This is a genomic window from Mycobacterium sp. UM_WGJ, from assembly GCF_000455125.1.
Classification (GTDB): Bacteria; Actinomycetota; Actinomycetes; order Mycobacteriales; family Mycobacteriaceae; genus Mycobacterium.
Window position 1 is genome coordinate 296,609 of the sequence record NZ_AUWR01000008.1, and the last position, 22,767, is coordinate 319,375.

General features: G+C 68.4%; 18 protein-coding genes and 1 pseudogene. 9 read left to right on the forward strand and 10 right to left on the reverse strand.

Translation table 11 applies throughout. The annotated features are described in order from the left end of the window. Positions 1-199: 199 nt before the first annotated feature. Positions 200-571 carry a nuclear transport factor 2 family protein gene (locus tag N416_RS0103255; protein ID WP_024440700.1) on the forward strand — a complete coding sequence of 124 codons (372 nt, stop codon included), beginning with the start codon at positions 200-202 and terminating at the stop codon, positions 569-571. 8 nt (positions 572-579) lie between these two features. On the opposite strand, the gene N416_RS0103260 is transcribed toward N416_RS0103255, so the two are convergent. Both N416_RS0103260 and N416_RS0103265 read right to left on the reverse strand, forming a co-directional pair. Continuing rightward, a complete protein-coding gene (locus N416_RS0103260) occupies positions 580-1,269 on the reverse strand; it encodes a cutinase family protein (RefSeq protein ID WP_024440701.1) in 690 nt (229 codons plus the stop codon). A gap of 41 nt (positions 1,270-1,310) precedes the next feature. Continuing rightward, on the reverse strand, positions 1,311-4,727 hold the full coding sequence (locus N416_RS0103265) for a non-ribosomal peptide synthetase (RefSeq protein WP_024440702.1): 3,417 nt from the start codon (positions 4,725-4,727) through the stop codon (positions 1,311-1,313). An 86-nt stretch (positions 4,728-4,813) separates the two neighbouring features. Between N416_RS0103265 and N416_RS0103270 the strand changes: the two genes are divergently transcribed. Then, on the forward strand, positions 4,814-6,352 hold the full coding sequence (locus N416_RS0103270; RefSeq protein ID WP_024440703.1) for a (2,3-dihydroxybenzoyl)adenylate synthase: 1,539 nt from the start codon (positions 4,814-4,816) through the stop codon (positions 6,350-6,352). Between the two features lie 15 nt (positions 6,353-6,367). Here N416_RS0103270 and N416_RS24215 read toward each other — a convergent pair whose 3' ends face one another. Genes N416_RS24215 through N416_RS0103285 form a run of 3 tightly spaced genes read right to left on the reverse strand, consistent with a single transcriptional unit; the run spans position 6,368 to position 11,397 of the window. Further along, positions 6,368-6,988 (reverse strand): DUF3060 domain-containing protein, encoded by a 621-nt coding sequence (locus tag N416_RS24215; RefSeq protein WP_024440704.1) that lies wholly within the window; start codon positions 6,986-6,988, stop codon positions 6,368-6,370. A 36-nt stretch (positions 6,989-7,024) separates the two neighbouring features. Continuing rightward, positions 7,025-8,764, reverse strand: coding sequence for an ABC transporter ATP-binding protein (locus tag N416_RS0103280; RefSeq protein ID WP_024440705.1), 1,740 nt, complete (start codon positions 8,762-8,764; stop codon positions 7,025-7,027). Further along, positions 8,761-11,397 (reverse strand): ABC transporter ATP-binding protein/permease, encoded by a 2,637-nt coding sequence (locus N416_RS0103285; RefSeq protein ID WP_024440706.1) that lies wholly within the window; start codon positions 11,395-11,397, stop codon positions 8,761-8,763. The genes N416_RS0103280 and N416_RS0103285 overlap by 4 nt, the downstream gene beginning before the upstream one ends. 128 nt (positions 11,398-11,525) lie before the next feature. Between N416_RS0103285 and N416_RS0103290 the strand changes: the two genes are divergently transcribed. Then, the gene (locus tag N416_RS0103290) at positions 11,526-12,155 is read left to right on the forward strand and encodes a GNAT family N-acetyltransferase (RefSeq protein ID WP_024440707.1); all 630 of its coding nucleotides are present in this window, start codon (positions 11,526-11,528) and stop codon (positions 12,153-12,155) included. On the opposite strand, the gene mbtN is transcribed toward N416_RS0103290, so the two are convergent. The 3 genes and pseudogenes from mbtN to N416_RS0103305 all read right to left on the reverse strand — a co-directional run. Next, on the reverse strand, positions 12,116-13,282 hold the full coding sequence (mbtN, locus tag N416_RS0103295) for a mycobactin biosynthesis acyl-ACP dehydrogenase MbtN (protein ID WP_024440708.1): 1,167 nt from the start codon (positions 13,280-13,282) through the stop codon (positions 12,116-12,118). The two genes, N416_RS0103290 and mbtN, sit on opposite strands and share 40 nt — an antisense overlap. A 10-nt stretch (positions 13,283-13,292) precedes the next feature. Further along, a complete protein-coding gene (mbtM, locus tag N416_RS0103300) occupies positions 13,293-14,873 on the reverse strand; it encodes a long-chain-fatty acid--ACP ligase MbtM (RefSeq protein ID WP_024440709.1) in 1,581 nt (526 codons plus the stop codon). Continuing rightward, a pseudogene (locus N416_RS0103305) lies at positions 14,870-15,142 on the reverse strand (acyl carrier protein); the annotation flags it as partial. The pseudogene N416_RS0103305 and the gene mbtM, both read right to left, overlap by 4 nt. Before the next feature lie 158 nt (positions 15,143-15,300). On the opposite strand from N416_RS0103305, the gene N416_RS0103310 reads away from it, so the two are divergent. The 5 genes from N416_RS0103310 (at position 15,301) to N416_RS0103330 (ending at position 20,517) form a co-directional block, all read left to right on the forward strand. Beyond that, entirely contained in the window at positions 15,301-16,212 is a 912-nt protein-coding gene (locus N416_RS0103310; protein WP_024440711.1) for a hypothetical protein, read from the forward strand. A 143-nt stretch (positions 16,213-16,355) separates the two neighbouring features. Continuing rightward, complete coding sequence (locus tag N416_RS0103315; protein ID WP_024440712.1) at positions 16,356-17,222, forward strand: SDR family NAD(P)-dependent oxidoreductase; 867 nt, start codon at positions 16,356-16,358, stop codon at positions 17,220-17,222. A 10-nt stretch (positions 17,223-17,232) separates the two neighbouring features. Beyond that, complete coding sequence (locus tag N416_RS0103320; protein WP_024440713.1) at positions 17,233-18,153, forward strand: hypothetical protein; 921 nt, start codon at positions 17,233-17,235, stop codon at positions 18,151-18,153. Between the two features lies 1 nt (position 18,154). Then, positions 18,155-19,624 carry an NAD(P)/FAD-dependent oxidoreductase gene (locus N416_RS0103325; protein WP_024440714.1) on the forward strand — a complete coding sequence of 490 codons (1,470 nt, stop codon included), beginning with the start codon at positions 18,155-18,157 and terminating at the stop codon, positions 19,622-19,624. Further along, on the forward strand, positions 19,621-20,517 hold the full coding sequence (locus N416_RS0103330; RefSeq protein ID WP_024440715.1) for a MerR family transcriptional regulator: 897 nt from the start codon (positions 19,621-19,623) through the stop codon (positions 20,515-20,517). The genes N416_RS0103325 and N416_RS0103330 overlap by 4 nt, the downstream gene beginning before the upstream one ends. 19 nt (positions 20,518-20,536) lie before the next feature. On the opposite strand, the gene N416_RS0103335 is transcribed toward N416_RS0103330, so the two are convergent. Further along, a complete protein-coding gene (locus N416_RS0103335; protein ID WP_024440716.1) occupies positions 20,537-20,806 on the reverse strand; it encodes a metal-sensitive transcriptional regulator in 270 nt (89 codons plus the stop codon). Between the two features lie 70 nt (positions 20,807-20,876). Continuing rightward, positions 20,877-22,223, reverse strand: a complete 1,347-nt coding sequence (locus tag N416_RS0103340) for a salicylate synthase (RefSeq protein WP_024440717.1) — start codon at positions 22,221-22,223, stop codon at positions 20,877-20,879. 220 nt (positions 22,224-22,443) lie between these two features. Here N416_RS0103340 and N416_RS0103345 point away from each other — a divergent pair, with 220 nt between their 5' ends. Then, entirely contained in the window at positions 22,444-22,746 is a 303-nt protein-coding gene (locus tag N416_RS0103345; RefSeq protein ID WP_024440718.1) for a hypothetical protein, read from the forward strand. Positions 22,747-22,767: the final 21 nt, after the last annotated feature.

Sequence of the window (22,767 nt, forward strand, 5' to 3'; positions counted from 1 at the left end):
CAAGTATTAGTAAAGGCTGCCCTAATTTCCCTGCGTCAGGTTACCCCTACCGGCGGCGGGCCGGAAATCCGGGCGTCGGTGGGCCTGTCCCAGCCCTTGCGCCGCACCAGGCTGCACGGAGGCCGGTTTTCTGCGCGGTTCCTGGCACGGAATGCACGTTCGGCGAAGGCGGGGCCGCGCCCTGGGCCAGACTGCCCTGATGGACGTCCGCACCACGATCGATACCTACCTGCGAGCCTGGAGGCAACAGGACCCCGAGCTCATCGTCACGATCTTCACCGACGACGCCACCTACCACGAGCGGGTGCTGGGCGAACCGATCCGCACCCGCGCCGGAATCCGCGACTATTGGCAGCACAAGGTCGTCGAGGGCCAGGCCAACATCGATGCCCGGTTACTCAACCTCTACACCGCCACCGACGGCACCACGGTGATCGCCGAGTGGGAGGCGACGTTCGACGACCGTATCCAGCACGTGCGTAAGCGGATGCGGGAAGTCGCCATCCTGGAATTCGCCGGTGCGCGGATCGCCAGCCTGCGTGAGTACTGGGCCTCCGAGGTGGTCGAATAACCGCGGCGTCAGAGATGGCTCGCCACGAACGTCGCGGCCTGAGCCGGCATCGGCGACTGCGCGTAAGACAGGTGCGGCGCGGAGAACATCTCGTCGTGTGAAGGCAGCGCCAGGGCTCCCGGCGTGCAGATCGGATCGCCGTCTGCACACAGATCGATGGCCTTCGCGCCGTACCAGGGGCTGATCTCGCTGACCGGTCCACCCAGGTACCGGTCGGTGGGATTGCCGAAAACCGCGACGGCAGCCACGTGTTCGGCCTCCTCCGCCGACAAGGTCGCGGCGTTGAAGCCCGCCACCGATGCCCGCGCAATGGTGATCAGATCGATGACCATCGCTCCTTGCGAATAGCCGCCGAGTACCAGTTTGGTGTCGGGACAGGTCGCCACCATGGATTGCACGTGCGCGTTCGCGTCACCGGCGCCGTCGGACGCCGATGGCGGCCAGTCCTCGCCTGCGGGGTAATTGACCGCATACACCCCGACGGACCGCCCGCCGACCTGCGAGCGCAACGCGTCGATGAATTTCTGGCCGACTTCGCCGACACCTGGCGCCTCCGCGGTGCCACGAGCGAAGGTCACCTCGATGTCGGGACAGCCGGCAGCGGAGGCGGCGGGAACGACGACCGGTGCGCTGGGCAGCGTGGCCAAGGCCATCGCCACCGGAACACCGAGCAACAGGAGCGATCGGCGCGCTTTCATATCACCGATGCTGGCACACCGTGACCGCGCTCCACCAGCCCTTATCGCAGGGCGTCGGCCACCTCGGCGGCATCGAGCTGCGCCACTTCCAGATACACCTCGGCCACCGCGTCCAGTCGGCCCGGATCGGCCTCGGCCGCTGCCAGCCGAGAAGCCAGCCCGGCGACGGTTCGGGTGGCGAAGATGTCGGCGACCACCGCGCCCGGGACGTCCAGCCAGGTGCGGATGCGTGACACGGCGGCGGTGGCCAGCACCGAATCGCCGCCCAGGGCGAAGAAGTCGTCGTCTGCTCCGACCCGGGCGGCGCCGAGCACCTCGGCGATGATCGCGGCCAGGGCGCGCTGCAGCGGACCGGCCGGCTCCCGGTAGCCGTCGCCGGCCGCCACGGCCGCGGCCAGCTCGGCTGTCACCGCCCGCCGGTCGATCTTGCCCGAGACGGTGTAGGGAATCGCCGAAACCACGTGCAGCTGGCGCGGAATCATGTGCTCGGGCAGCGACTCGGCCAGCCCGGCCCGCAATCGGGCAACGCTCACCGCGGGATCGCCGGCGCGCACGGCGGCCGCCAGCACCTCACGCCCACCGGGCTCGGTCAGCGCCACCACCACCGCCTCGGCCACCCCGGGCAGCCGGCGCAGTGCGGATTCGACCTCGCCGAGTTCGATGCGATAGCCGCTGATCTTGACCCGGTGATCGGCGCGGCCGACGAATTCCAGGGTGCCGTCGGGAAGGTAGCGGGCCAGATCCCCGGTGCGATACCAGGTTCGGCCGTCGTGCTCGACGAACTTCTCGGCGGTCAGATCGGGCCGGCCGCGATAACCCGCGGCGATGCCGCGCCCGGTGACCCACAGTTCGCCGGCCACCCAGTCCGGGCGGTCGGCTCCGTCGGCGCCGACGACCCGGCAGGCGATGTTGGGCAGCGGGATGCCGTAGGGCACCGCGGCCCAGTGCGCCGGCGGGTCACCCTCGACCTCGCACAGCGTGGCGTGGATGGCGGTCTCGGTGGCGCCACCCAGCCCGGCGAAGCGCACCCCGGGTGCCAGCGCCGCAAACCGTCGCGCCAGCTCGGGGCGCACCCAGTCGCCGCCGGTCAACACCGCACGCACCGACGACAGTTCCCCGCCGGTGGCGGCCAGCATCTCCAGCGCCCCCGGCATCAGGTTGAGCACGCTGACCCGGTGCCGCGCCACCAGCTGCGCCCACACCTCGGGGCTGCGCCGGTCGGCTTCATCGACCATCACGATCGCCGCACCGGCGCGCAGCATGGCGAAGACATCGAGCACCGACATGTCGGCATCCAAGGTGAGCAGCGCCAGGCTGCGGTCACCCGGAGCGAATCCGAAACGCGCGCTCAGGGTTTCGATGGTGTTCATGGCGGCGTCGTGGCTGACCTCGACGCCCTTGGGCTCGCCGGTGGAGCCGGAGGTGAACACCACGTAGGCCAGCTCGAACGGAGCGGTGCGAACCGGGTCTGCCAGGCGGGAGTGCTGCACGGCATCGGAGACCGCCAGCACCGGAATCTCCAACGCCGGCAACGCCTCCCCGGTCACCAGGGCCAGCACGGCACCGCCCAGCGCCAGGATCGGCTCTCGGCGGCCGGGCGGCTGATCGGCAGCGATCGGCAGGTAGACCGCACCGGCGGCCAGGATGCCCAGCAACGCCGGAATCTGCTCGGCCCCCTTGGGCCCCAGCAGCGCCACGGTGTCACCGGGTCGCACACCACGCTCCTGCAACGCAGCGGCCACCGCCAACGCCTGATCGCGTAGCCGGCCGTAGCTCAGCTCCCCCGAACCGTGCAGCAGCGCGACCGCCCCGGGATCGCGGTCGGCCTGACGAAAGAACCCGTCCTGCAGGGCTTCCCCGCTGGGTTCGGCGGTGCCCGCGTTCACCGACTCGCGCACCTGCGCCTGGTCGGCGGGCAATGCTGCCGACGCCGGTTCCGCCCAGCCGTCACGGCCGGCCAGCCGAGTCAGGTCGGCGATATGGTGGGCGAACATGGCGTCGATCACGCCCGGCGCGAACATGTCCTCGCGCACATCCCAGTTCACCAGGATGCCGCCGCCGAACTCGGTGACCTGCGCGTCCAGCAGCACCTGGGGGCCCTGGGAGATGATCCAGACCGGGGTGCCGAACGCGGCGGTGACCTCATCGGCGAACAACTCCCCGAGTCCCAGCGCGCTGGTGAACACCACCGGTGCCAGCACCTGCGTGCCGCGGTGGCGGCTCAGGTCACGCAGCACCGCCAAGCCGGGGTAGTCCGCGTGTGCGGCCGCGGTGCGCATGGCGTCCTGCACCGCGTGCGCGCGCTGCACGCCGGTGCTGGCCTGGCTCAGATCCACATCCAGCAGCAGCGACGAGGTGAAGTCACCGACCAGCCGGTCCACGTCGTCGTGCAACGGTTCGCGGCCGAACAGCGGCACATTGAGCAGGAAGCGCGGTACGTCCGACCAACTGGCCAGGGTGTGGGAGAACGAAGCGGCCAGGGTCATGGCCGGGGTGACGCCGTGGGCGCGGGCCTGACCGAACAGCGCGTCGCGGGTGTCCGGGTCCAGCCAGTGCCACCGCCGGGTGCTGCGGCGCGGGTCGGTGGGGGCGCCGGCGGGCGGCGGCAGCTTGGGCGGGTCGGGCAGGTCGGGGATGTGCTGCGCCCACCACTGGCGGTGGTTCTCATTCGGTTGGCGGTCGGCGGTGGCCTGGCGGTACTGCCGGTAGGTGTAGCCCAACTCCGGCAGCGTCTCCCCCCGGTAGGCCGCGGCCAGATCCGCCATCAGGGTGCGGTAGCTCATGGCGTCGGCGGCCTGCATGTCCAGGTCGACGTGCAAGCGTGCGGTGCCGTCCGGCAGCAACGACACGGTGAGCTCGAAGACCGCATCGTCGAGTTGCTGATGCGATTTCGCCACCCGGGTGGCGTCCAGCCGCTGGGCCACCTGCGTGGCGTCCAGGCCACGCAGGTCCTGCACCGCGACGGGCAGTTCGGCATCGGGCCGGATGTGCTGGGTGCCGTCGGGTGAGAATTGCACCCGCAGCATCGGGTGGCGGGCGGCCAGTGCGGCCGCGGCGGTGGCCAACCGGTCCGGGTCGACAACACGCCCATCGAACTCCACATACAGGTGCCCGGCCACCCCGCCGAGCGCGACGTCGTCGTCGCGTCCCACCCACATGGCGTGCTGCATGGGAGCCAGCGGAAAGGGCGCGCAGGCATCGGCTGGGTCGACCGCGGGTGCGGTGTCCGGTGCCGGTACGCCCCGGTCGCCCAACAGCTCCTGCCAGGCGGCGATACGGGGGTCAGCGGCCAGCGCCGCGAAGTCGACGTCGATGCCCTGCTTGCGCCAGCGACCGGCCAGGCTCATCATCCGGATCGAATCCAGACCCTGCCCGACCAAGTCCGCGTCGGGATCGACGTCGTTGGTGTCGGCGCCGAGCAGGTCAGCGACCTGCGCGCGTATCTCGTCCGGCCCCACGGCGTGACCCCACCCTTCGTTAGGCTGCCCTAATTTCTCGAAGCTACTCTATCCAGGTTCGGTCGTCGGCAAGCCAGGGAGTACACATGCACGGGTTCGTACCGTTTCCTGACGAGCGGGCCGCCGCCTATCGTGCGGCCGGCTACTGGAGCGGGCGGCCGCTGGCATCGCTGCTCGACGACGCCGCGGCCCGCTGGCCCGAGCGTCCGGCGGTGATCGATACAGACGCGACGCTGTCCTATGCGCAGTTGGATGCGGCCGCCGATCGCGCAGCGGCGGGCCTGCACCGGCTGGGTGTCGGTGCCGGTGACCGGGTGTTGCTGCAGTTGCCCAACAGTTGCGCGTTCGCTGTCACGCTGTTCGGGCTGCTGCGGGTGGGTGCCCTCCCGGTGCTGTGCCTGCCCGGGCACCGTGCTGCCGAGATCGGGCATCTGGCTGCGGTCAGCGAAGCCGTCGGGATCGTGATCCCTGATGCCACTGCGGGATTCGACTATCCGGCGATGGCCGCCGAACTGGGGCTGCGGCGGCTCGTTATCGACGAGGCGCCCGAGGACTCCCCCGCGCCGCGAGTCACCCCCGATCCGACCGCACCGGCACTGCTGCTGGTCTCCGGTGGGACCACCGGTATGCCCAAGCTGATCCCCCGCACCCATGACGACTACGTCTACAACGCCACCGCCAGCGCGCAGCTGTGCGAGCTGACCTGCGACGACGTCTACCTCGCGGCGTTACCGGCCGCCCACAATTTTCCGCTGGCCTGCCCCGGCTTGCTGGGCGCCATGTCGGTGGGCGCAGCCACCGTCTTCGGTGCCGACCCCAGCCCGGAGGCGGCCTTCGCCACCATCGCCCGGCACCGGGTGACGGTCACCGCGCTGGTGCCGGCGTTGGCGACGCTGTGGGCCCACGCCTGCGACTGGGAGCCGCAGAAGCCGACGACGCTGCGGTTGCTGCAGGTCGGTGGCGCCAAGCTCGCCGCGGGAGACGCCCGCCGGGTTCGGGAGGCGTTGACCCCTGGGCTGCAGCAGGTGTTCGGCATGGCCGAGGGGTTGCTCTGCTACACCCGGCCCGGCGATTCGGCGGAGTTGCTCGACACCACCCAGGGCCGGCCGTTGTGCGCCGACGACGAGTTGCGGGTGGTCGACGAGGACGGCGCCGAGACATCCGAGGGTGAGCTAATGGTGCGCGGGCCTTACACGATCAACGGCTACTACAACGCGGCCGAGGCCAATGAGCGGTCCTTCAGCCCGGATGGGTTCTACCGCAGCGGGGACCGGGTCCGCCGCCTGGCAGGCGGCTACCTGGAGGTGACCGGGCGGATCAAGGACGTGATCGTGCGCGCCGGCGAGAACATCGCTGCCGACGAACTGGAGGCGCACCTGCTGGTCCATCCGGCGGTTCGATCGGCTGCCGCGGTCGGCCAACCGGATCAATATTTGGGCGAAAAGGTGTGCGCTGCAGTGGTGTTCAACGGAGCACCGTTGACGCTGGCAGAGCTGAACCGCCACCTCGACGAGTGTGGGGTCGCCACCCACGTCCGGATCGATCAGCTGACGGCGCTGCCGGCGCTGCCGTTCACGGCGGTCGGCAAGATCGACAAGAAAGCGCTGGTCCGCCAGCTCGGCTGACCCGAATTCGCCGGCCTAGCCACGCTCGACGACGTTGTCGAACCCCGAGGTGCTCACGTCCGGGTTCCCGGAGCGGTAGGTGACCCGGTTGTTGAGACCGGATGCGGTGACCTTGGGCGTCGAGTCGACGGTGATGACGTTGCCGATGCCCGACACCGTCAGACCGGCGCACTGGCCGGTGAGTTCCACGGTGTTGCTGACACCGCTCACCGACACGTAGCGACCGTCGCAGGCCAGTATCTTGTTCTCCCCGGCCCCGGCGATGGTGAGGGTGACACTGCTGTCCGGCACCGGATTAGCAGGCGACGCTGCGACCGGCGGCTCCGGAATGGGCGCTGGTTCGGGCGCTGGAACCTCGACCGGCTCCGTGGACGGTTCCGGCGCGGCACCGCGAGTAGCGGTCGGATGCCCCTGCGTCGTAGTCGTCTGGCCTCCGACGATCAGGAACATGGCCAGGGCCACCCCGATCAGGAGGGCCGCCGCAATCGCGACGACGGCGATCCCCCGGCCTCGCGGCGGTAACGTGCGCCCCTCGGTACCGATCGACGGGGAGGTCAGTTCCACGGGCGCGGCGAAGTCCGACAGCGGGCGTTCCAATTCCCGGATCCGGGCCTCGGGGTCATCGTCGGCGTTCACGCCTTCGATGATCGCACTAAAGTGGCCCGTTGCGTGCTAGCCGGCGTGGATCTGCCATCCGGCGGCATCATTTTGCTGCCGCCAGAACTCGTCGAAACGCCCACCGGCCGCGCGCAATTCGTCGATCGTCCCGTCTTCGATGACGCGGCCGTCGTCGATGAACAGCACTCGGTCGGCCTGGGAGATGCTGGCCAGCCGGTGCGCGACGATCACCCGGGTACGCTGGCGCGGCTCGGAGCTCAGCGCGGCAACGATCGCGGCCTCGTTCTCGGTGTCCAGTGCGCTGGTCGCCTCGTCGACCAGCAGCACCGGTGCGGGTTTGAGCAGCGCCCGGGCGATGCTGACCCGTTGGCGCTCCCCGCCAGACAGTGCCGCGCCGGCTTCACCCACCCGGGTTTCGGCGCCGTCGGGCAGTCGGGCAACCAGCTCGTCGACGCGGGCCAGTGCGGCGGCCCGCTGGAAAGCTTCCTGATCGGCGTCGGGGTCTCCGACCAGGATGTTGTCGCGGATCGTGCCGTCGAGTAGGTACGGATGCTGGAACACCACACTGGTGGCGGCGCGCCGTGACGCGGCGTCCAACTCGGTGGCGTCCACCCCGTCGAGCAACACCCGCCCACCGGTGGGCTCATGCAGCCCGGCGATCAGGGACAAGATGGTGCTCTTGCCCGAGCCGGACGGTCCGACGATGGCCGTGGTGGTGCCGGCCTGCAGGGTGAAGCTCACCCGGTCGAGCACCGGGGCGCCCGCGGAGTCGTAGCCGAAGGTGACATCGTCGAACTCGATTCGGGTGGCGCCGGGGGCCTCGGGGGCATGACCGGGGCCGACCGTCACCTCCGGCGCGGTGAGCACAGCACGGATCCGCTCGAGGGAGGCCCGCGTCGACTCCAGCGCGGGCGCCAGTTCGCTGATGGAGGTGAACGGTTCCAGGTAGCGCACCGCCACCACGATCAAGGCGATGGCCTCGGGAACGCTGAGCGTGCCGGTCACGGTCAACGCGGTGGTGCTGCCGGCGAGCAGGATCAGGGCGCCCTGGCTGGCCAGACTGAACAGCAATTGCCCCGGAATCTGCATGAGTAACAGCCGCATCGCCGCGCCATGTTGGGCGCTCAGCGCCTGCCCGACGGTGCTGCGCTCGGGTTCGACGCGTCGCGCCGCGCGCAGCGCCTGCTGGGTGCGGGCGAACTCGATGATTCGTTCGGTCAAAGCGGTGTTGGCGTCGCCGGCCGCGGCGTCCGCGCGGGCGCTGAGCCGGTTGGACGCCCACAGCGCCCCCAGCAGCAGCGGTACCCCGCCCAGGGCGGCCAGACCCAGCTGCCAGGACACCCCGAGCAGGGCCAGTGCGATCGCCGGCGGCAGCAAGATCGCACTGATTAGGGGGGTCAGCAGGTTGACCACCAGGCTCACCAGTTCGGGGCCGGTGGCAGCGATCGCCTGTCGCGCGTCGGCGGTGTTGGCGGGCGTGAACCAGCCCAGCCGGATGCCCGGCAGTCGGTCGGCCACGTCGTGCTGGGTGTGATCGAGGACGGCGAATCCCAAGCCGAATCCGATTCGTGCGCAGGCGAAGTCGATCAGCCAACCGGCGACGGTCGCCACGGTCAACCAACCCAGCCAGGCCACCGCCTGACTCGGCGTGCTGGCGAAGAGCGCGCTCACCAGCGGGACCAGCAGCACGGTCCCCGCTGCCCGCACCGCCACCGACAGCACCGTCAGCGCGGCGTAGCCATACATCCGGCCACGGCGGTCGTGCGGAATCAGCTGGATCAGGGTGCGGATCACCGGCCGGCCTCCGCCCCGACGGTGACCGCGGCGCGGCCGGTCTGCCACAACTGCTGGTAGCGACCGCCGGTTGCCAGCAATTGGTCGTGGCTGCCCTGTTCGGCGATCCCCCCGTGGTCGAGCACGACGATCTGGTCGGCGCCGGTGATGGTGTGCAGCCGGTGGGCGATTACCAGCACGGTGCGATCCCGGGTCAGCCGGTTCAGCGCTTGCTGCACCAGGTATTCCGATTCTGGATCGGCGAACGCGGTGGCCTCGTCCAGGATGAGCACGGGCGTGTCAGCGAGGATGGCGCGGGCGATGGTCAGCCGCTGGCGTTCCCCGCCCGAAAGCGCGGCGGCGGCGCCGAGCACGGTGTCGTAGCCGTCGGGCAGCCGCAAGATGCGGTCATGGATTTGGGCTTCGCGGGCGGCGGCCTGCACCTGCGCATCGGTCGCATCCGGAACCGCCAGCGCGATGTTGTCGCGCACGCTGCCGTGCACCAGTTGGGTTTCCTGCAGGACGAATCCCACCCGGCGGTAGAGCTCGTCGGCGGTCAGCGACCGGATGTCGTGACCGTCAACCGATATCGATCCGGACTCGACGTCGTGGAACCGGGCCAGCAGTGCCGCCAGGGTCGACTTGCCCGAACCCGACGGGCCCACCAGCGCGGTCACCGTACCCGGCCGCAGCGTCAACGACACGTCGCGGATCACCGGGACACCGGGGCGATAGCCGAAGGTGACTGCCTCGAAGCGCACCGTCCCAGGCGCGTCTACCGGTGTGGGATCGTGCTGCTCGACGGCGAGCTCGGGCTCGTCCAGGGCGATCTGTAGCCGCCGTGCCGCCAGCATGCCGCCGCGAATACCGCCGACCCCCAGGCCGATACCCAGCAGTCGGGCGCCGAAAGTGGTGCCCAGCAACAGGAACGGCAGCAGGTTCACCGGGTTCATTCGGCCGGAGATGATCAGGGGGGTGCCGGTCAGCATGATCAGCCACAGGAAGGTCGACGGGCGGGTGACCAGATCCATCAGCGTCTTCTTGCCGATGAACGGTCGCTGCCAGTCCACGAGAAAGTTGATGTAGTCGTCGAGGCGGCGGCGGAAGACGGAGGCGGTGGCCCCGCCGAACACCCGGATCACCGGCTGACCTTCGAGGTACGTGCCGGCTTCGCCGTTCATCCGCTCAGCCCAGCGTTGCGCCTGGCTGATCTTGGGGCCGGATTGGGTCATCATCACCGACATCAGCACCAGGTAGACCAGCACGGGCACGAACAGCACCAGTGCCACCCGCCAGTCCACCACGAACAGGTAGACCAACACCGCGACCGGTGCCACCACGGCGGCGACGGCGTCCGGGATGGCATGGGTGACCAGGTAATGCAGCGACAGGGTGTCGTCGGCGACCAGTTGCTTGATCGAGCCGGATCCGCGGGCGGTGAACCAGCCCAGTGGCAGCCGGGACAGCTTGCTCAGCAATCGGGTCCGCAGCGCGCTCGCGAAGCGGGCGTCGACGACGTGCAGCCACAGCGTCAGCCCCGCGCCCAGCAAGGTGCCCAAACCCAGCAACGAGAGTGCGGTGATTCCCACCGTCCACAGCCGTGACTCGTCGGCGCCGGCAACCAACAGTCGGGCCAGCTCCACCAGCAGCACGAACGGGGCTAACTGCAGCAACGTGATCAGGGCCTGGAGGACACCGGAGAGAATCAGCGGCCCCCGCAGCGGACCGAGCAGCCGACCCGCGGCCTGCGCACGCCACGCTCCCTTTGCGTTGGCTGTGCGCTCACCCGGCGGTTCAGCGAGTCTCGACGCAGGAGAGGCGAAGCTGGGACCGCCGCATGAACCAGCCGTCTCACTCGCAGTGTTGTCTGGTGACGGCAGCGTCAACGGCGCAGGCTCCGGCCCGCGCTGAGTGCCCATGGCACGTCCGGCGGTCCAGTAGGCCTGCGCGTGGATTTCGGATTTGGGGAAGCCGAACTCGTCGCGCAGCCGGGTACGCAGCGCCTTGAGCGTCGCGGCTTCCGGCGTGGCCCAGGCGTACCAGTCCGACCAGTCCCGGGCCTCGATCGCCGCGGCCAGCGAGCCCGCGTCACGGCGGGGCACCCAGTGCACCCGCAACCGGGGGTGCGCTTGCAACGGGATCAACAGATCGTCGTCGTGGTGCTGTTCGAGGTAGAGCTCGATCGGTACATCGGGTGCGACGGTGCGGATGATTCCGTTGATTCCCGGAATCGACGCCGAGTCGCCCATCAGTAGGTAGCCGGCGGGCTGGGCGTCGGCATCGGGCACCTCGAAGCGCGACGAGCCCATCAGCGACATCGCCGCGATGGTGGCTCCGGGTTCCACGGTGCGGGCCCAGCGGGTGGCCGGCCCGGCTGGTTCGTGCAGCACCATGTCGACCGCAAAGCGTCCGCTCTCCGCGTCGCCCTCGACGATCGTGTACGCGCGCTGGAACTCGGTGTGCGATCCATCCGGGTCCGGGAACCAAAATCGCAGCCAGGCACTGGGTTCGACGGCCGCGTCGGTGAACAGGGTGGACGAATGCATCCAGACCCGGATGCAATGTGGAGCGATCCAGGCGGTCTCGAGCACCGTTACGGTGTGGTCGCGAGCACCGAAGCCCCGCAGAATCGCCCCCTGCAAGCCGCGCGCCATCCCGGTCCTTTCGCCGACGGTGGCCCACCCCGCGGAGTGGAGCTCGGCGCCCCGCCGCCAAAGTGGAACCTAGGTTACCCTACCCTCACTTATTGGCAGGGGGGCTCGGGGTAGGCTGACCGTTCGTTATGACAGACGCCGCCAACATTGTGCACCGTGAACTGACGGACGTCCCCGAGGACGTTCGCCGCGTTCCCGCACCGCCGATCCCGGTTCTCGCCGCTCCCTACTCGATCCGGGTCGCCGACCCGGACGGCGACGCGGAGATGATCTCCGAGTGGATGAACCGGCCACATCTGGCCGAGACATGGGAGTCCGCCTGGCCGCCGGAGCGCTGGCACGCCTACCTGAGCGCCTTGGTCGAAGGCAGCTTCACGCGCCCCTTGATCGTCAGCCGGCACGGGCAGGACAGCGGCTACATCGAATTGTACCGAGCGTCAAAGGATTCCATCGCCAAGTACTACGCCGCCCACCCTTACGACCTGGGTATGCACGGGGCGGTCGCCGACCTCGCAGCGGTCAATCGGGGGTTCGCGGCGATCCTGCTCCCGCGCGTCATGAAAAGCGTGTTCGAGCTCGAACCGCATTGCCGGCGAATGATGTTCGAGCCCGAGTACCGCAACACGGCCATGCGCAGGCTGGCCGAGTATGTGGGCGGGACCTTTCTCGGTGAGCACGACATGGGTTACCGCCGCATGGCGCTCTACGGGGTGCTGCGCTACCCCGAGGACGATCCACTCTCGAACAGCTCGGCATAGCCGTCGTAGTCGGGTCGCATGCCGGCCGCGACCAACTCCCACAGCACTTCGTCGGTGCCGCCGCCGACGCGAGCCAGCTTCATGTCCCGCCACCAGCGTCCGATCGGGGTCTCATCGACGAGGTAGCCGGAGCCGCCGAAGATGTGCATGCACTCGGAGAACACCTCTTCACCGAGCCGGGCCGCGGTGACCTTCATGGCCGCGGCCGCACGCAGATCGAGCCGGCCGTCGGCAGCAATGCCGTTGAGCGCGTGGCGAAGCATGTCGACCCGGGCCTGCAGGTCGGCCACCCGCATCCGCAACGCCTGATGTTCGAACAGAGTGGCGCCGAACTGCCGGCGTCGCATCATCCGGGCGTGGGTGAGCCCCAGCACCAGCTGGGATGATGCCGCGACCTGCCCAGCTATCGACATGCGCTCATGCGCCAGCCCCCAGGAGATGGCGGCCAGCCCGGTGCCCGGGCGGGCGATCAGCGCATCAGCGGGCACCCAGGTGTCGATGTCGACCGCGGCGGTGTCCAGCGGCCCGGCACCGACCTTGCGATAGGGCTCGTTGACGTGCACCTGGGAAATCGGGACCGCGATCACCAGGACGTTGCCGTGCCGGCTGTTCGCGTCATGGTCCACACCGCGCGCCACCACGATGATGTGGTCGGCGATCGGCGACAGGGACACAAACTTCTTACGGCCACGCACTTCGAAACCATCTCGCGCCGAACGAACTTCGGTCTCGACGATCTGCAGGTCCGAACCGCCGGACTCCTCCGAGGCGCCGATGCAGAGCACCGCCTGGCCCGCGATGGCCTGCGCGCAGATGCTCTGCAGATACTCCGATCGGCCGAATCGGCGCAATACCGCGATGGCGGAATCGTGCAGACTCACCCCGACCCCGATGCCGGCCGACCGCAGGTGGCCCAGTTTGAATGCCAGGGCCACCAGCTTGGCGACGTCGGGATGCTGACCGTTACTCCACTTCTGCGCGAACACCCCACTGCGCCCCAGGTGTTCGATCAGCGCGCGCGGGAAACGCTCGGTCGCTTCGGCTTCCGCGGTCCAGTCCACTACCTGCTGGTCGAAGACCTGATCCAGCAAGACCCGGTAGCTGTCGATATCGGATCCGGCGGTCACGTCGGTCACTTCAGGCCTCCAGGTTGCGTTTGACATCCAGCCGCCGGAGCTTTCCCGACGACGTCCGGGGCAGTGCGCCCGGTGCCAGGAACACCACCTCTGCGGGCACCACCCCGCACTGCGATGCCACCCGGGAGATCAGGGCGGCACGCGCTGCGGCTTCGTCGCGGCCACGGAACTCCGCGGCGATCACCAGTCCCGGACGGATCCCGTCGGTGCCGACTGCCACCACCGCGCCCTCCCGGACCCCACGCACCTGCGCCGCGACCCGTTCGATCTCGGTCGGGAAAACGTTGCGACCTGCGATCGAGATGATCTCTTTGGCCCGGCCGCAGACCACCAGGCCGGCGTCGGTGAGGTAGCCGAGGTCGCCGGTGGCAAACCAGGCGTCCGGGTCCAGCGTCGGCTGGCCGAGGTAGCCCGACATCATTGAGGTTCCGCGGATCTCGATCTCACCGACCTCGCGCTGCGGCAGCTCCTCGTGGTCGTCGGCCACCGGGCGGATCCGGACCTGCATCCCGGGGATCGGCTCGCCGAGCACCGCGTGTCGGCGGGTGGTCGCAGCGTCCTCGCCGGCCGGGTTGGTCACCTCGTCGTACACCAAGCCGGCGCCAGGTCGCGGCGCCGTCACCGCGCAGGTGGCCTCGGCCAAGCCGTAGGACGGCATCAGCGCACCGGGGTCCAGACGGAACTTGGCCAGCTCGGTGACGAATCGCTCCAGTCCCTCGCAGTCGACCGGTTCGCCGCCGTTGATGGCGACCCGCAGCCGACTCAGGTCCACGTCGGGGACACGCCGGGCGTATTTGCCGATCACGCTGTAGGCGAAGTTGGGTGCGGCGGTCATGGTGGCCCGGCTGTCGTGCAACCAGCTCAGCCAACGAAACGGCGAAGCGGCAAAGGCCGCCGTCGGCGCCAGCCACTGTTCCGAGCCGGTCAGTGCCGCGCTGAGCAGGAAGGTCAGTCCCATGTCGTGATAGAGCGGCAGCCAGCTGCAGCCGACATCGGCGGCCGGATCGACACCGACATGCTTGCTCAAGCCGGAGACGTTCGCCAGCACCGCGGTCGGTGACAGCTGGGCGGTGCGCGGGGTGCCGGTGGACCCGGCGGTGCCCTGCAACACCGCGGGTATATCGGCGTCCGCGGTCACCGGTGTGACCGAGCGTCCGGCGCCGGCCGCCGCTGCGACATCAGCCACCGCCAGTGCGCGGCCGGCCTCCTCCGCCCCCAGCAGGTCCAACACAGGACCGTGACTGAGCACCGTGCTGACCCCAACGCCGTGGAAGCGATCCAGCGTGGCCTGCGCCCATTGCCCAGGGTCCGCGCCGCGGACCGGTCCCGGCAGGATCGACAGGCTACGGCCGGCCAGCCAGGCGCCCTGGATGGCGGCGACCAGGTCTGCGGTCGGCTCGCCTACCAGCCCCACGGCCCCGTCGTCGTCGCCGTCGAGGATGCGGGCCGCGATACTCTCGGCGCGGGCGTGCACCTGTCGCCACGGATGGCGCTGCCATACGCCCGTGTCGGTGTCGAAGACCACCAGGTCATGCGCCGACCCGGTCATCGCCCGGGTCAGGGCGTCGGCCAGCACGCTCACGCGTCGGCAGGGGCTTTCGCCCGGATGGCGGCCTCGAGATCCCCGACTGTGTCGCACGTCAACAGGTCTTCCTCGGACAGCGCCACCCCGAGACGGTCCTCGATGGCCACCATGCCGATCGCGAACGCCACCGAATCAAGGCCCACGTCGTCGACCAGGCGCGACTCCGGCGTCACCCGGTTGAGATCGACGTTCAGGTCGTCGCGCAGGATCTCTCGCAGAGCGACGTTGATGGCATCGGGGACGGAAACGCTCATGGTGAGCGACGCTACACCAAAGCCGGAAGTAAGGTTAGGCTTGCCCTACCTGTGACGTCCAACACAACGTTAGGTTAGGCTTGCCTTTCATCTTAATTCGTGATTAATGTCAACCCGCGTTCGACATGACAAAAACCTCATAAACGTTGAGGTCACGATAAGGAGATGCAATGCAGCTCGCCCTGGCCGCAGGATCGACCGATCCCGGCACTGTATCCACCACCCGGGCCACCGGACTCCTGGCCGCCGGGATCGCCCTAGCCGGCGCCGGCCTGATCGCCGTGCCGACCACTCCGATGGCCGTCTCGGCCAGCCACCACGCCGCAGTCGAGCTCACGGCGACGACCACGGAGAATCTCGACGCGCTCATGGAGCTGCTCTCCGGCCCGAACCCGATCTTCTCCGCCATCGGCGAGCTGTCCGGCTACTACGGCCAGCTCGCGAACGACAGCCTGCAGGGGTCATGGGATGGCATCGAGGGCATGTGGTCGGGCATCGGCCCGATCCGTGGCCTGGAGAACACCCTCCCGGAGATCATCGACTTCCTCAAGGAGGGTGACGTCACCCACGCCTGGAACCTGATCAACTGGGACATGGTGTTCGGCGCGCAGTACATCTTCCAGCCGCTGTTCAACCGCGTGGTCGATGGCGAAGAGATCACCGGCATCATGGGAATCGGCACCGACATGAGCCAGGTCTGGACCAACGTGCAGGACCTGTTCGACGACTTCAGCTTCTGGAAGAGCGCCGCCAAGTCGGTGTGGGAGCCCTTCCTCGGCTTCCAGTTCGCGCTGGCGGAGAACTTCACCAACAACCCTGACCACGTGGCTCAGGACCCGTTCGACGCACTGCTCAACGGCTACATCGTGTGGGATGAGGACGGCGGCGTTCCCCGCGCACCGTGGACCGGTCTGCTCACCGAGAACGGCACCTTCGCCTACCTGTTCGACATCCTGCCGGGCAAGATCGCCGAGGCGTTGACCTCGACCATCCCGGTGCCCGACGTGGACGTCGACCCCGGCGACGCAGCCGCGGCCGCCAGCCTGCTCGACTTCGGTTGGCTCGACAGCATGTTCAACTAGCAGGACCGCACAACCGTTTCGTGCGGGCTGCGGGCAACCACAGCCCGCACGAGACAGGGCCGGGTTCGCGCCGCCACCGGCCCGGGCCCGGCTCAAATACATTGCCATTGACTAATGGCACCATTAGCTGTTGACTCAGTCACATGATCCTTGGCCGATCGCCGAAACGCAGCCATGGGGCCTCCGCCGTCGTCACCGGCGCCGGAAGCGGCATCGGAGCCGCCTTCGCCATCGAACTCGCCCGCCGCGGCAGCGCCGTGGTCTGCAGCGATATCGACGATGACGCCGCCCGCAGCACCGTCGAGGCCATCGAGAACGCGGGCGGTCGCGCCACCGCCGTGCACTGCGACGTCTCAACGATCGACGAGGTCAGCGCGCTGGCCGAGGCCGCGCAGTCCTGGTTCGGCCACGCCCCCACCCTGGTGATCAACAACGCCGGTGTCGGCGCCGGCGGGCAGCCGATCGGTGAAATGGCCCTGGACGACTGGAACTGGACGCTGGGCATCAACCTGTGGGGTCCGATTCACGGCTGCCACGTCTTCACTCCGATCCTGCGGGACGGTAGCCCCGAGCAATCCCGTCAGCCCCGCGGCATCATCAACGTCGCCTCCGCCGCGTCGTTCGGCGCCGCCCCCGACATGGCCGCCTACAACGTCAGCAAAGCCGGCGTGTTGTCGCTGTCGGAGACCTTGGCCGCCGAGCTGTCCGGTACCGGTATCGGGGTCACGGTGCTGTGCCCGACTTTCGTCAAGACCAACATCGTCGAATCCGGCCGGATCACCTCTCAATCCAGTGAGGCCGCGAACCTACTCATGCGCTGGACCGGGCTCTCTGCGCAACGGGTCGCCCGTGACTGCCTGGACACCCACGATCGCGGCGGCCTCTACTGCATGCCCCAGCTGGACGCCAAGATCGGCTGGAACATCAAACGTTTGGCACCGGAGACGTTCACCCGAACCATCGGACTGGCATTCCGTGCCAGTGCGGCGTTGCCAGGTAGGTCCGACTAAGGAGATCACGATGGCTCTCGACATGGACGTCATGCTCACCAAGATCAAGAATCGGCAATGGGCGCTGGCCGATATCGACTGGGACGCACCGGGAGCCGAGCTGATCCGCCCCGAGATGAAACCCAAGCTCAAGAAGTTCATGGCCGACCTGTGCTGGATCGAAAACATCGGCGCCCGCGGCTTCGCGGCCATGGCACGCAAGGCGCCCACCGCGACACTGGCCGAGATATACCGCTACTTCCATGCCGAGGAGCAACGTCACGCCAACGCCGAGCTGGCGCTGATGAAGCGCTGGGGCATGCTCGAAGACGGCGAAATGCCCGAACCCAATGTCAACATCCGGCTGGCCATGCAATGGCTCGACGACTACTCCGACGACCTGCCGCTGTCGGTGCTGGGCACGGTGATCCCGATGCTCGAAGTCGCACTCGACGGAGCGTTGCTCAAGTTCTTGCTCGACGAGGTCGAAGACCCGGTCTGTCACCAGGTGTTCGAGAAGATCAACAATGACGAATCCCGCCACATTGCCGTTGATTTCGAGGTGCTCGAGATGATCGGCCATGCCGATGCCCGTCGGCTGGCCATCGAGTTCGTCGGTACCGTCGCCTCCCCGTCGCTGATCGTGGGAGCCCTGATCTCGATCCCGCTGCTCAACCGGATTCGCAACGAGGTGATCGGTATGGGATTGGATCCGCAACGTCTCTACGCCGCTCTCATGCGATTCACCCAGTTCGGTGAACGCGGCGAACACACCCGGCGGGTGCCGGCCTACCAAGTCGTCAAACGCTACTCAGGCTGGATGGCCAACCCCGACAGCCCGTATCACCTGCTGGCCAACCCTGCGGTATGGCTGTCCGGGTTCTATCCCAAGCGTTTGCTCAAACCCATCCCCAGCTGGTTCAAGGAGCTCACCCACGAGCCGGCGGCCTGACGTGGCCGGCGGGCACACCTGCCAGACACTGATCGTCGGCGCCGGCTTCAGCGGAATCGGCGCGGCGATCAAACTGGCCGAAGCCGGCCTGGGCGGCGAGGGCGAGATCATCATTCTGGAGCGCAGCGACCGGGTGGGCGGGACGTGGCGCGACACCCGCTATCCCGGTGCGGCGTGCGACATTCCGTCGCTGTTGTACTCGTTTTCCTTCGTTGCCAACCCCGGCTGGTCACGGGCCTACCCTTCGGCGCGCGAGATCTGTGCGCACATCGAGGACATGGTCGACCGGTTCGACCTGCGCCGCCGTATTCGGTTCGGCACCGAGGTCACCGGACTGGCTTTCGATGAGAGCACCGGCGCGTGGACGGTAGCGGCCGGTCGCAAGAAATTTCGGGCCCGCACAGTGGTGCTGGCGGCCGGGCCGCTGCCGGACTCCAGCTTCCCGGCGCTGCGCGGCCTGGAGAGCTACACCGGTCACAAGATCCACAGCGCTCGCTGGGATGACGACTACGACGTCACCGGTAAGAAGGTCGCGGTCATCGGAACCGGTGCCAGCGCGGTACAGATCATCCCGGAGCTGGTCGAGCGCGCAGGATTCGTCAAGGTCTTTCAGCGCACGCCGGGGTGGGTGATTCCCCGACTGGACATGGCCATGCCGGCCGCGGTGCAAGAGTTGTTCGCCAAAGTCCCAGCGGCCCAACAGCTTGCCCGCCAGACCCTGTTCTGGGGTCATGAGGCCAGCGCCACGGCACTGGTGTGGAACACCCCGCTCAGCGGACTGGTCGCCCAACTGGGCAAAGCGCACCTGCGCGCGACGGTCAAAGATCCGTGGCTGCGCCGCCAGCTCACCCCGGACTTCACCCCCGGCTGCAAGCGCATGCTGATCTCCAGCGACTACTACCCGGCGCTACAGCGCGACAATTGCAAGCTCATCTCCTGGCCGATCGCCACGCTCAGCCCGTCGGGCATTCGCACCAGCGACGGCGTGGAACACCACCTGGACGCCATCGTGTTCGCGACCGGCTACGACGTGCACCTGACCGGCCCGCCGTTTCCGGTCACCGGACTCGGCGGCCGGTCGCTGGCCAGCGACTGGAGCGGCGGCGGTCAGGCCTTCAAGAGCATTCAGGCCCACGGCTACCCCAATCTGTTCTTCATGACCGGCCCGAACTCAGGGCCGGGCCACAACTCGCTGCTGGTCTACGTCGAAGGCCAGATCGACTACGTGGTGCGTGCTGTCGGCGCGATCCGCCGCGGAAGCCTGCGCTACCTCGACGTGCGTGACGCTGTGCAACGCCGCCACAACGAGCAGATTCAGCGACGGCTGGGCAAGACGACCTGGATGTCGGGATGTCGCAGCTGGTACCTGACCGAGGACGGCTTCAACGCGTCGATGTACCCGGGGTTCGCAACGCAGTATCTTCGGCAGATGCGCAGTTTCCGCCTGTCCGACTACCACGCGGTGGCATGAGCACACCGGATCGTCCCGCCAAGCCCGAGTCCATCGCCGCGGTGCTGGCGAACCTGCGGCGGCTCCCGCGCCGGGTGCGACGCGAGTCCCGCGAAGTGGTCGAGGCCGCGGTCACGCAGCTCTTCGAGATCGTGGTACGCCACCCGGGCGGCAACACGGCATCCCGGGAGTACCGGATCGACGACCTGGCCCGATTGGGCGGCACCACCACCCGCAACGTGCGGGTGTACCGGGACCGGGATCTGCTCCCACCGCCGCGACGTGTCGGGCGGATCGCGTTGTACAACGACACCCACCTGACCCGGCTGCGGCTGATCACCTCGATGCTCGACCGCGGCTACACCATCGCGCACGTCAAAGAGATGATCGGCGCCTGGGAGCAGGGCAAGGACCTCGGCGACATCCTGGGATTGGAAAGCGCGATCGCCGGTAACTGGACCACCGAACGGCCTGAGACCATGCCACGTGCGGAAGCGGAGCGGCGGATCGGCGACCCGCCGGCGATGCGGCGACTGGTGGCGCTCGGTGTCATCCGCCTCAACGAGACCGACTCGCTGGCCACCATTACCCGACCCAAGCTGATCGACGCCTTCAATGAGGTCCGCGGCTACGGCATCGCCATCGACAAGCTCATCGACCTCTACGAACAGACGTTGCCGCACATCGATGCGATCAGCCAGATGCTGGTGCGGGCCGGGGCCGAACATGTGCTGACCCGACTGCAGCCTGGGGCGCCGCTGCCGGCCGACACCGAGATCGCCGAGCTGATCGGCATGTTGGTGCGATTCCGCACCCAGGCCGTCGCCTCGGTCACGGCCACCTTGGCCGGATCCATCGAGTCGACCATCGAGTCCATGGTCAGTGGCCTGCTCGCCGAGTCACTGATGCAGTGACGCGAGCCGAGAGCTCGGGTTAGGCCAGGGCGAGGAACAGCTTCTCCAGCTCGTCCTCGGAGAGCGGCGCCTTGCCTCCGGCGGCTTCGCCGGCCAGACACTCCCGCAGGCCACTGGCGACGATCTTGAAACCCGCGCGGTCCAGCGCCCTCGAGACCGCGGCCAACTGGGTGACCACGTCTTTACAGTCGCGGCCGGCCTCGATCATCGCGATCACTCCGGCGAGCTGGCCGTGCGCACGGCGCAGCCGGTTCAACACCGACTTGACGCTGTCTTCGTCATCGAGCACGTGAGGTCCTCTCCCCGAGCTGCCTGTTATACCCTATAGGGTATCTCACCGCCCGGGGGGAACCGCGGATTCAGCGCTGGGCGATCAGATATGGCGCCAGCGTCGCCAGCTTCTCGCAGGTCTCCTCGAATTCCCGCTCGGGCCGCGACTCGGCGATGACGCCCGCTCCGGCCCGCAACCAGCAGCGCCCGTCCCGCTCGTAGGCCGCCCGCAGCGTCAACGCGGCATCGAGACCACCGTCGGCCGAGAACATCACCACCGCACCGGAGTACAGGCCCCGTGGGCAATCGTCGAGCCGCAGGATGGCGTCGATTCCGGCCGATTTCGGGATCCCTGACGCGGTGACAGCAGGGAAAAGCGCTTCCAGGGCATCCATCCGGTCTCGGGCGGGATGCAGCCGACCGCGCACCGTCGAGCCCAGGTGCTGCACGCTCCCGCGCTCGCGCACGGTCATGAAGTCGCCGACGACGGCACTGCCCGGCTCGGCGACCTCGGTGATCTCCTCTACCGAAGTGCGGACCGAGATCGCATGCTCCACGATTTCCTTGGCATCGGATTCGAGCTCGGCTCGAGCCACCGCGTCGATCGCAGGGTCGCCCGTGCGGGCACGGGTCCCGGCCAGCGGCTCGGTGACCACCACGCCGTCGCCGCGCACCTCGGCTACCAGCTCCGGGCTGTATCCGAGCGCCCGGATCCCGCCCAGCCGCAACAAGAACGACCGAGCCGGCGTGTTGTGCCGCCGTCCCAGTCGGTAGGTCGAAGGAAAGTCCAGCGCAAACGGCACGTCTACGCACCGCGACAGGATCACCTTGCGGTAGGCACCTGCGCGGATCTCCTCGACCGCGGTCGCCACCCGATCGCGATAGCCGGCAGCCTCGACGTCGACCACCACCGGCGAGGGCGCGGCCAACGTGGGAACCCCGTCGGCCAACAGCCGCGCCAGCACCGCGAATGCGCGGTCGCTGTCTCCGAACAGCTCGACCTTCTCGGCGGTGACAACGATGCGGGTCTGCGGCCAGAACACCCGCGCCAGCGCGGTACCCGGCGCCAACCGCTCCTGCAGCCCGAACCGGTAGGTGCCGAATTCAAAAGCCACCCAGCCGAATACCTCAGCGGCCTCCAGCAGCAACCGGTCCACTGCTTCGCCGAGCACTGCGGCCGGCCGGCCCCGCCAGTGTTCGCGGCGAACCACCCCGTCGCGGACCGTGCGCAGCTCGTCACTGTCCAGCTCGACGGCGGCCCGCACGCCGGCGGCCAGAGTCCAACGTCCGCCACGCTCGTAGAGCAGGTATTCGTGGCCGTCATGCTCCGGCAACTCAGCGGCCAGCGCGGCAGCCAGCTCAGCCGGCTCGACACCCGGCGGCAACAGCACCGACGACGCAGCTTCGGAGACTGTTTCGACACCCACCTCGGACACGATTAGTAAATGTAGCCTAACCTACGCAGCGAGGTGCGCCTCGCCCCCAGGAGCGCCACGCAAGCCGCATTGCGGTTTCGTTACGCGCCCGGAGTCCGGCCGGAACAGTGACGCCGGGCGGCGCGATTCGATTGCAGTGATGCATTACGAGCGTTCACAATTCGGCATCAGTCCTCACACAAGGGTTGGCAAGGCCTAAATCCGTGCGGACTCTGGAGTGATGCTAGGTATTCGCAAACTCGTGGGATCGGTGTTCGTAGCGACAGCCTCCGCGGCAATCGCCGTCGCGCCGACAGGCGTGATGCTGATGACCGGCTCGATGGGCACGCCCGACAAGACCGCGGTCGCTCAACCGCACGGCGCCGGCGGCCCGGACGGCAACGGCGGCGGAGGCGGCTGTGGCCACGACGCCGGCTGGCAGGGCTGTGGCGGCTTTGTTCCCGGCCAGGGCGGTTTCGGCCACGGCTGCTTCAACGGCATCTGCGGCAGCTGGGACGGCAACCGCGGTTGGTTCAGCGGCTGAGCGGCCGCTGGACCTACCTGC

Bases quoted from the DNA above. Each gene is read 5' to 3' on its own strand.
- N416_RS0103255 (WP_024440700.1), top strand. From the start codon at position 200: ATGGACGTCCGCACCACGATCGATACCTACCTGCGAGCCTGGAGGCAA.
- N416_RS0103260 (WP_024440701.1), bottom strand. From the start codon at position 1,269: ATGAAAGCGCGCCGATCGCTCCTGTTGCTCGGTGTTCCGGTGGCGATG.
- N416_RS0103270 (WP_024440703.1), top strand. From the start codon at position 4,814: ATGCACGGGTTCGTACCGTTTCCTGACGAGCGGGCCGCCGCCTATCGT.
- N416_RS0103285 (WP_024440706.1), bottom strand. From the start codon at position 11,397: ATGGCGCGCGGCTTGCAGGGGGCGATTCTGCGGGGCTTCGGTGCTCGC.
- N416_RS0103290 (WP_024440707.1), top strand. From the start codon at position 11,526: ATGACAGACGCCGCCAACATTGTGCACCGTGAACTGACGGACGTCCCC.
- N416_RS0103310 (WP_024440711.1), top strand. From the start codon at position 15,301: ATGCAGCTCGCCCTGGCCGCAGGATCGACCGATCCCGGCACTGTATCC.
- N416_RS0103315 (WP_024440712.1), top strand. From the start codon at position 16,356: ATGATCCTTGGCCGATCGCCGAAACGCAGCCATGGGGCCTCCGCCGTC.
- N416_RS0103320 (WP_024440713.1), top strand. From the start codon at position 17,233: ATGGCTCTCGACATGGACGTCATGCTCACCAAGATCAAGAATCGGCAA.
- N416_RS0103330 (WP_024440715.1), top strand. From the start codon at position 19,621: ATGAGCACACCGGATCGTCCCGCCAAGCCCGAGTCCATCGCCGCGGTG.
- N416_RS0103345 (WP_024440718.1), top strand. From the start codon at position 22,444: ATGCTAGGTATTCGCAAACTCGTGGGATCGGTGTTCGTAGCGACAGCC.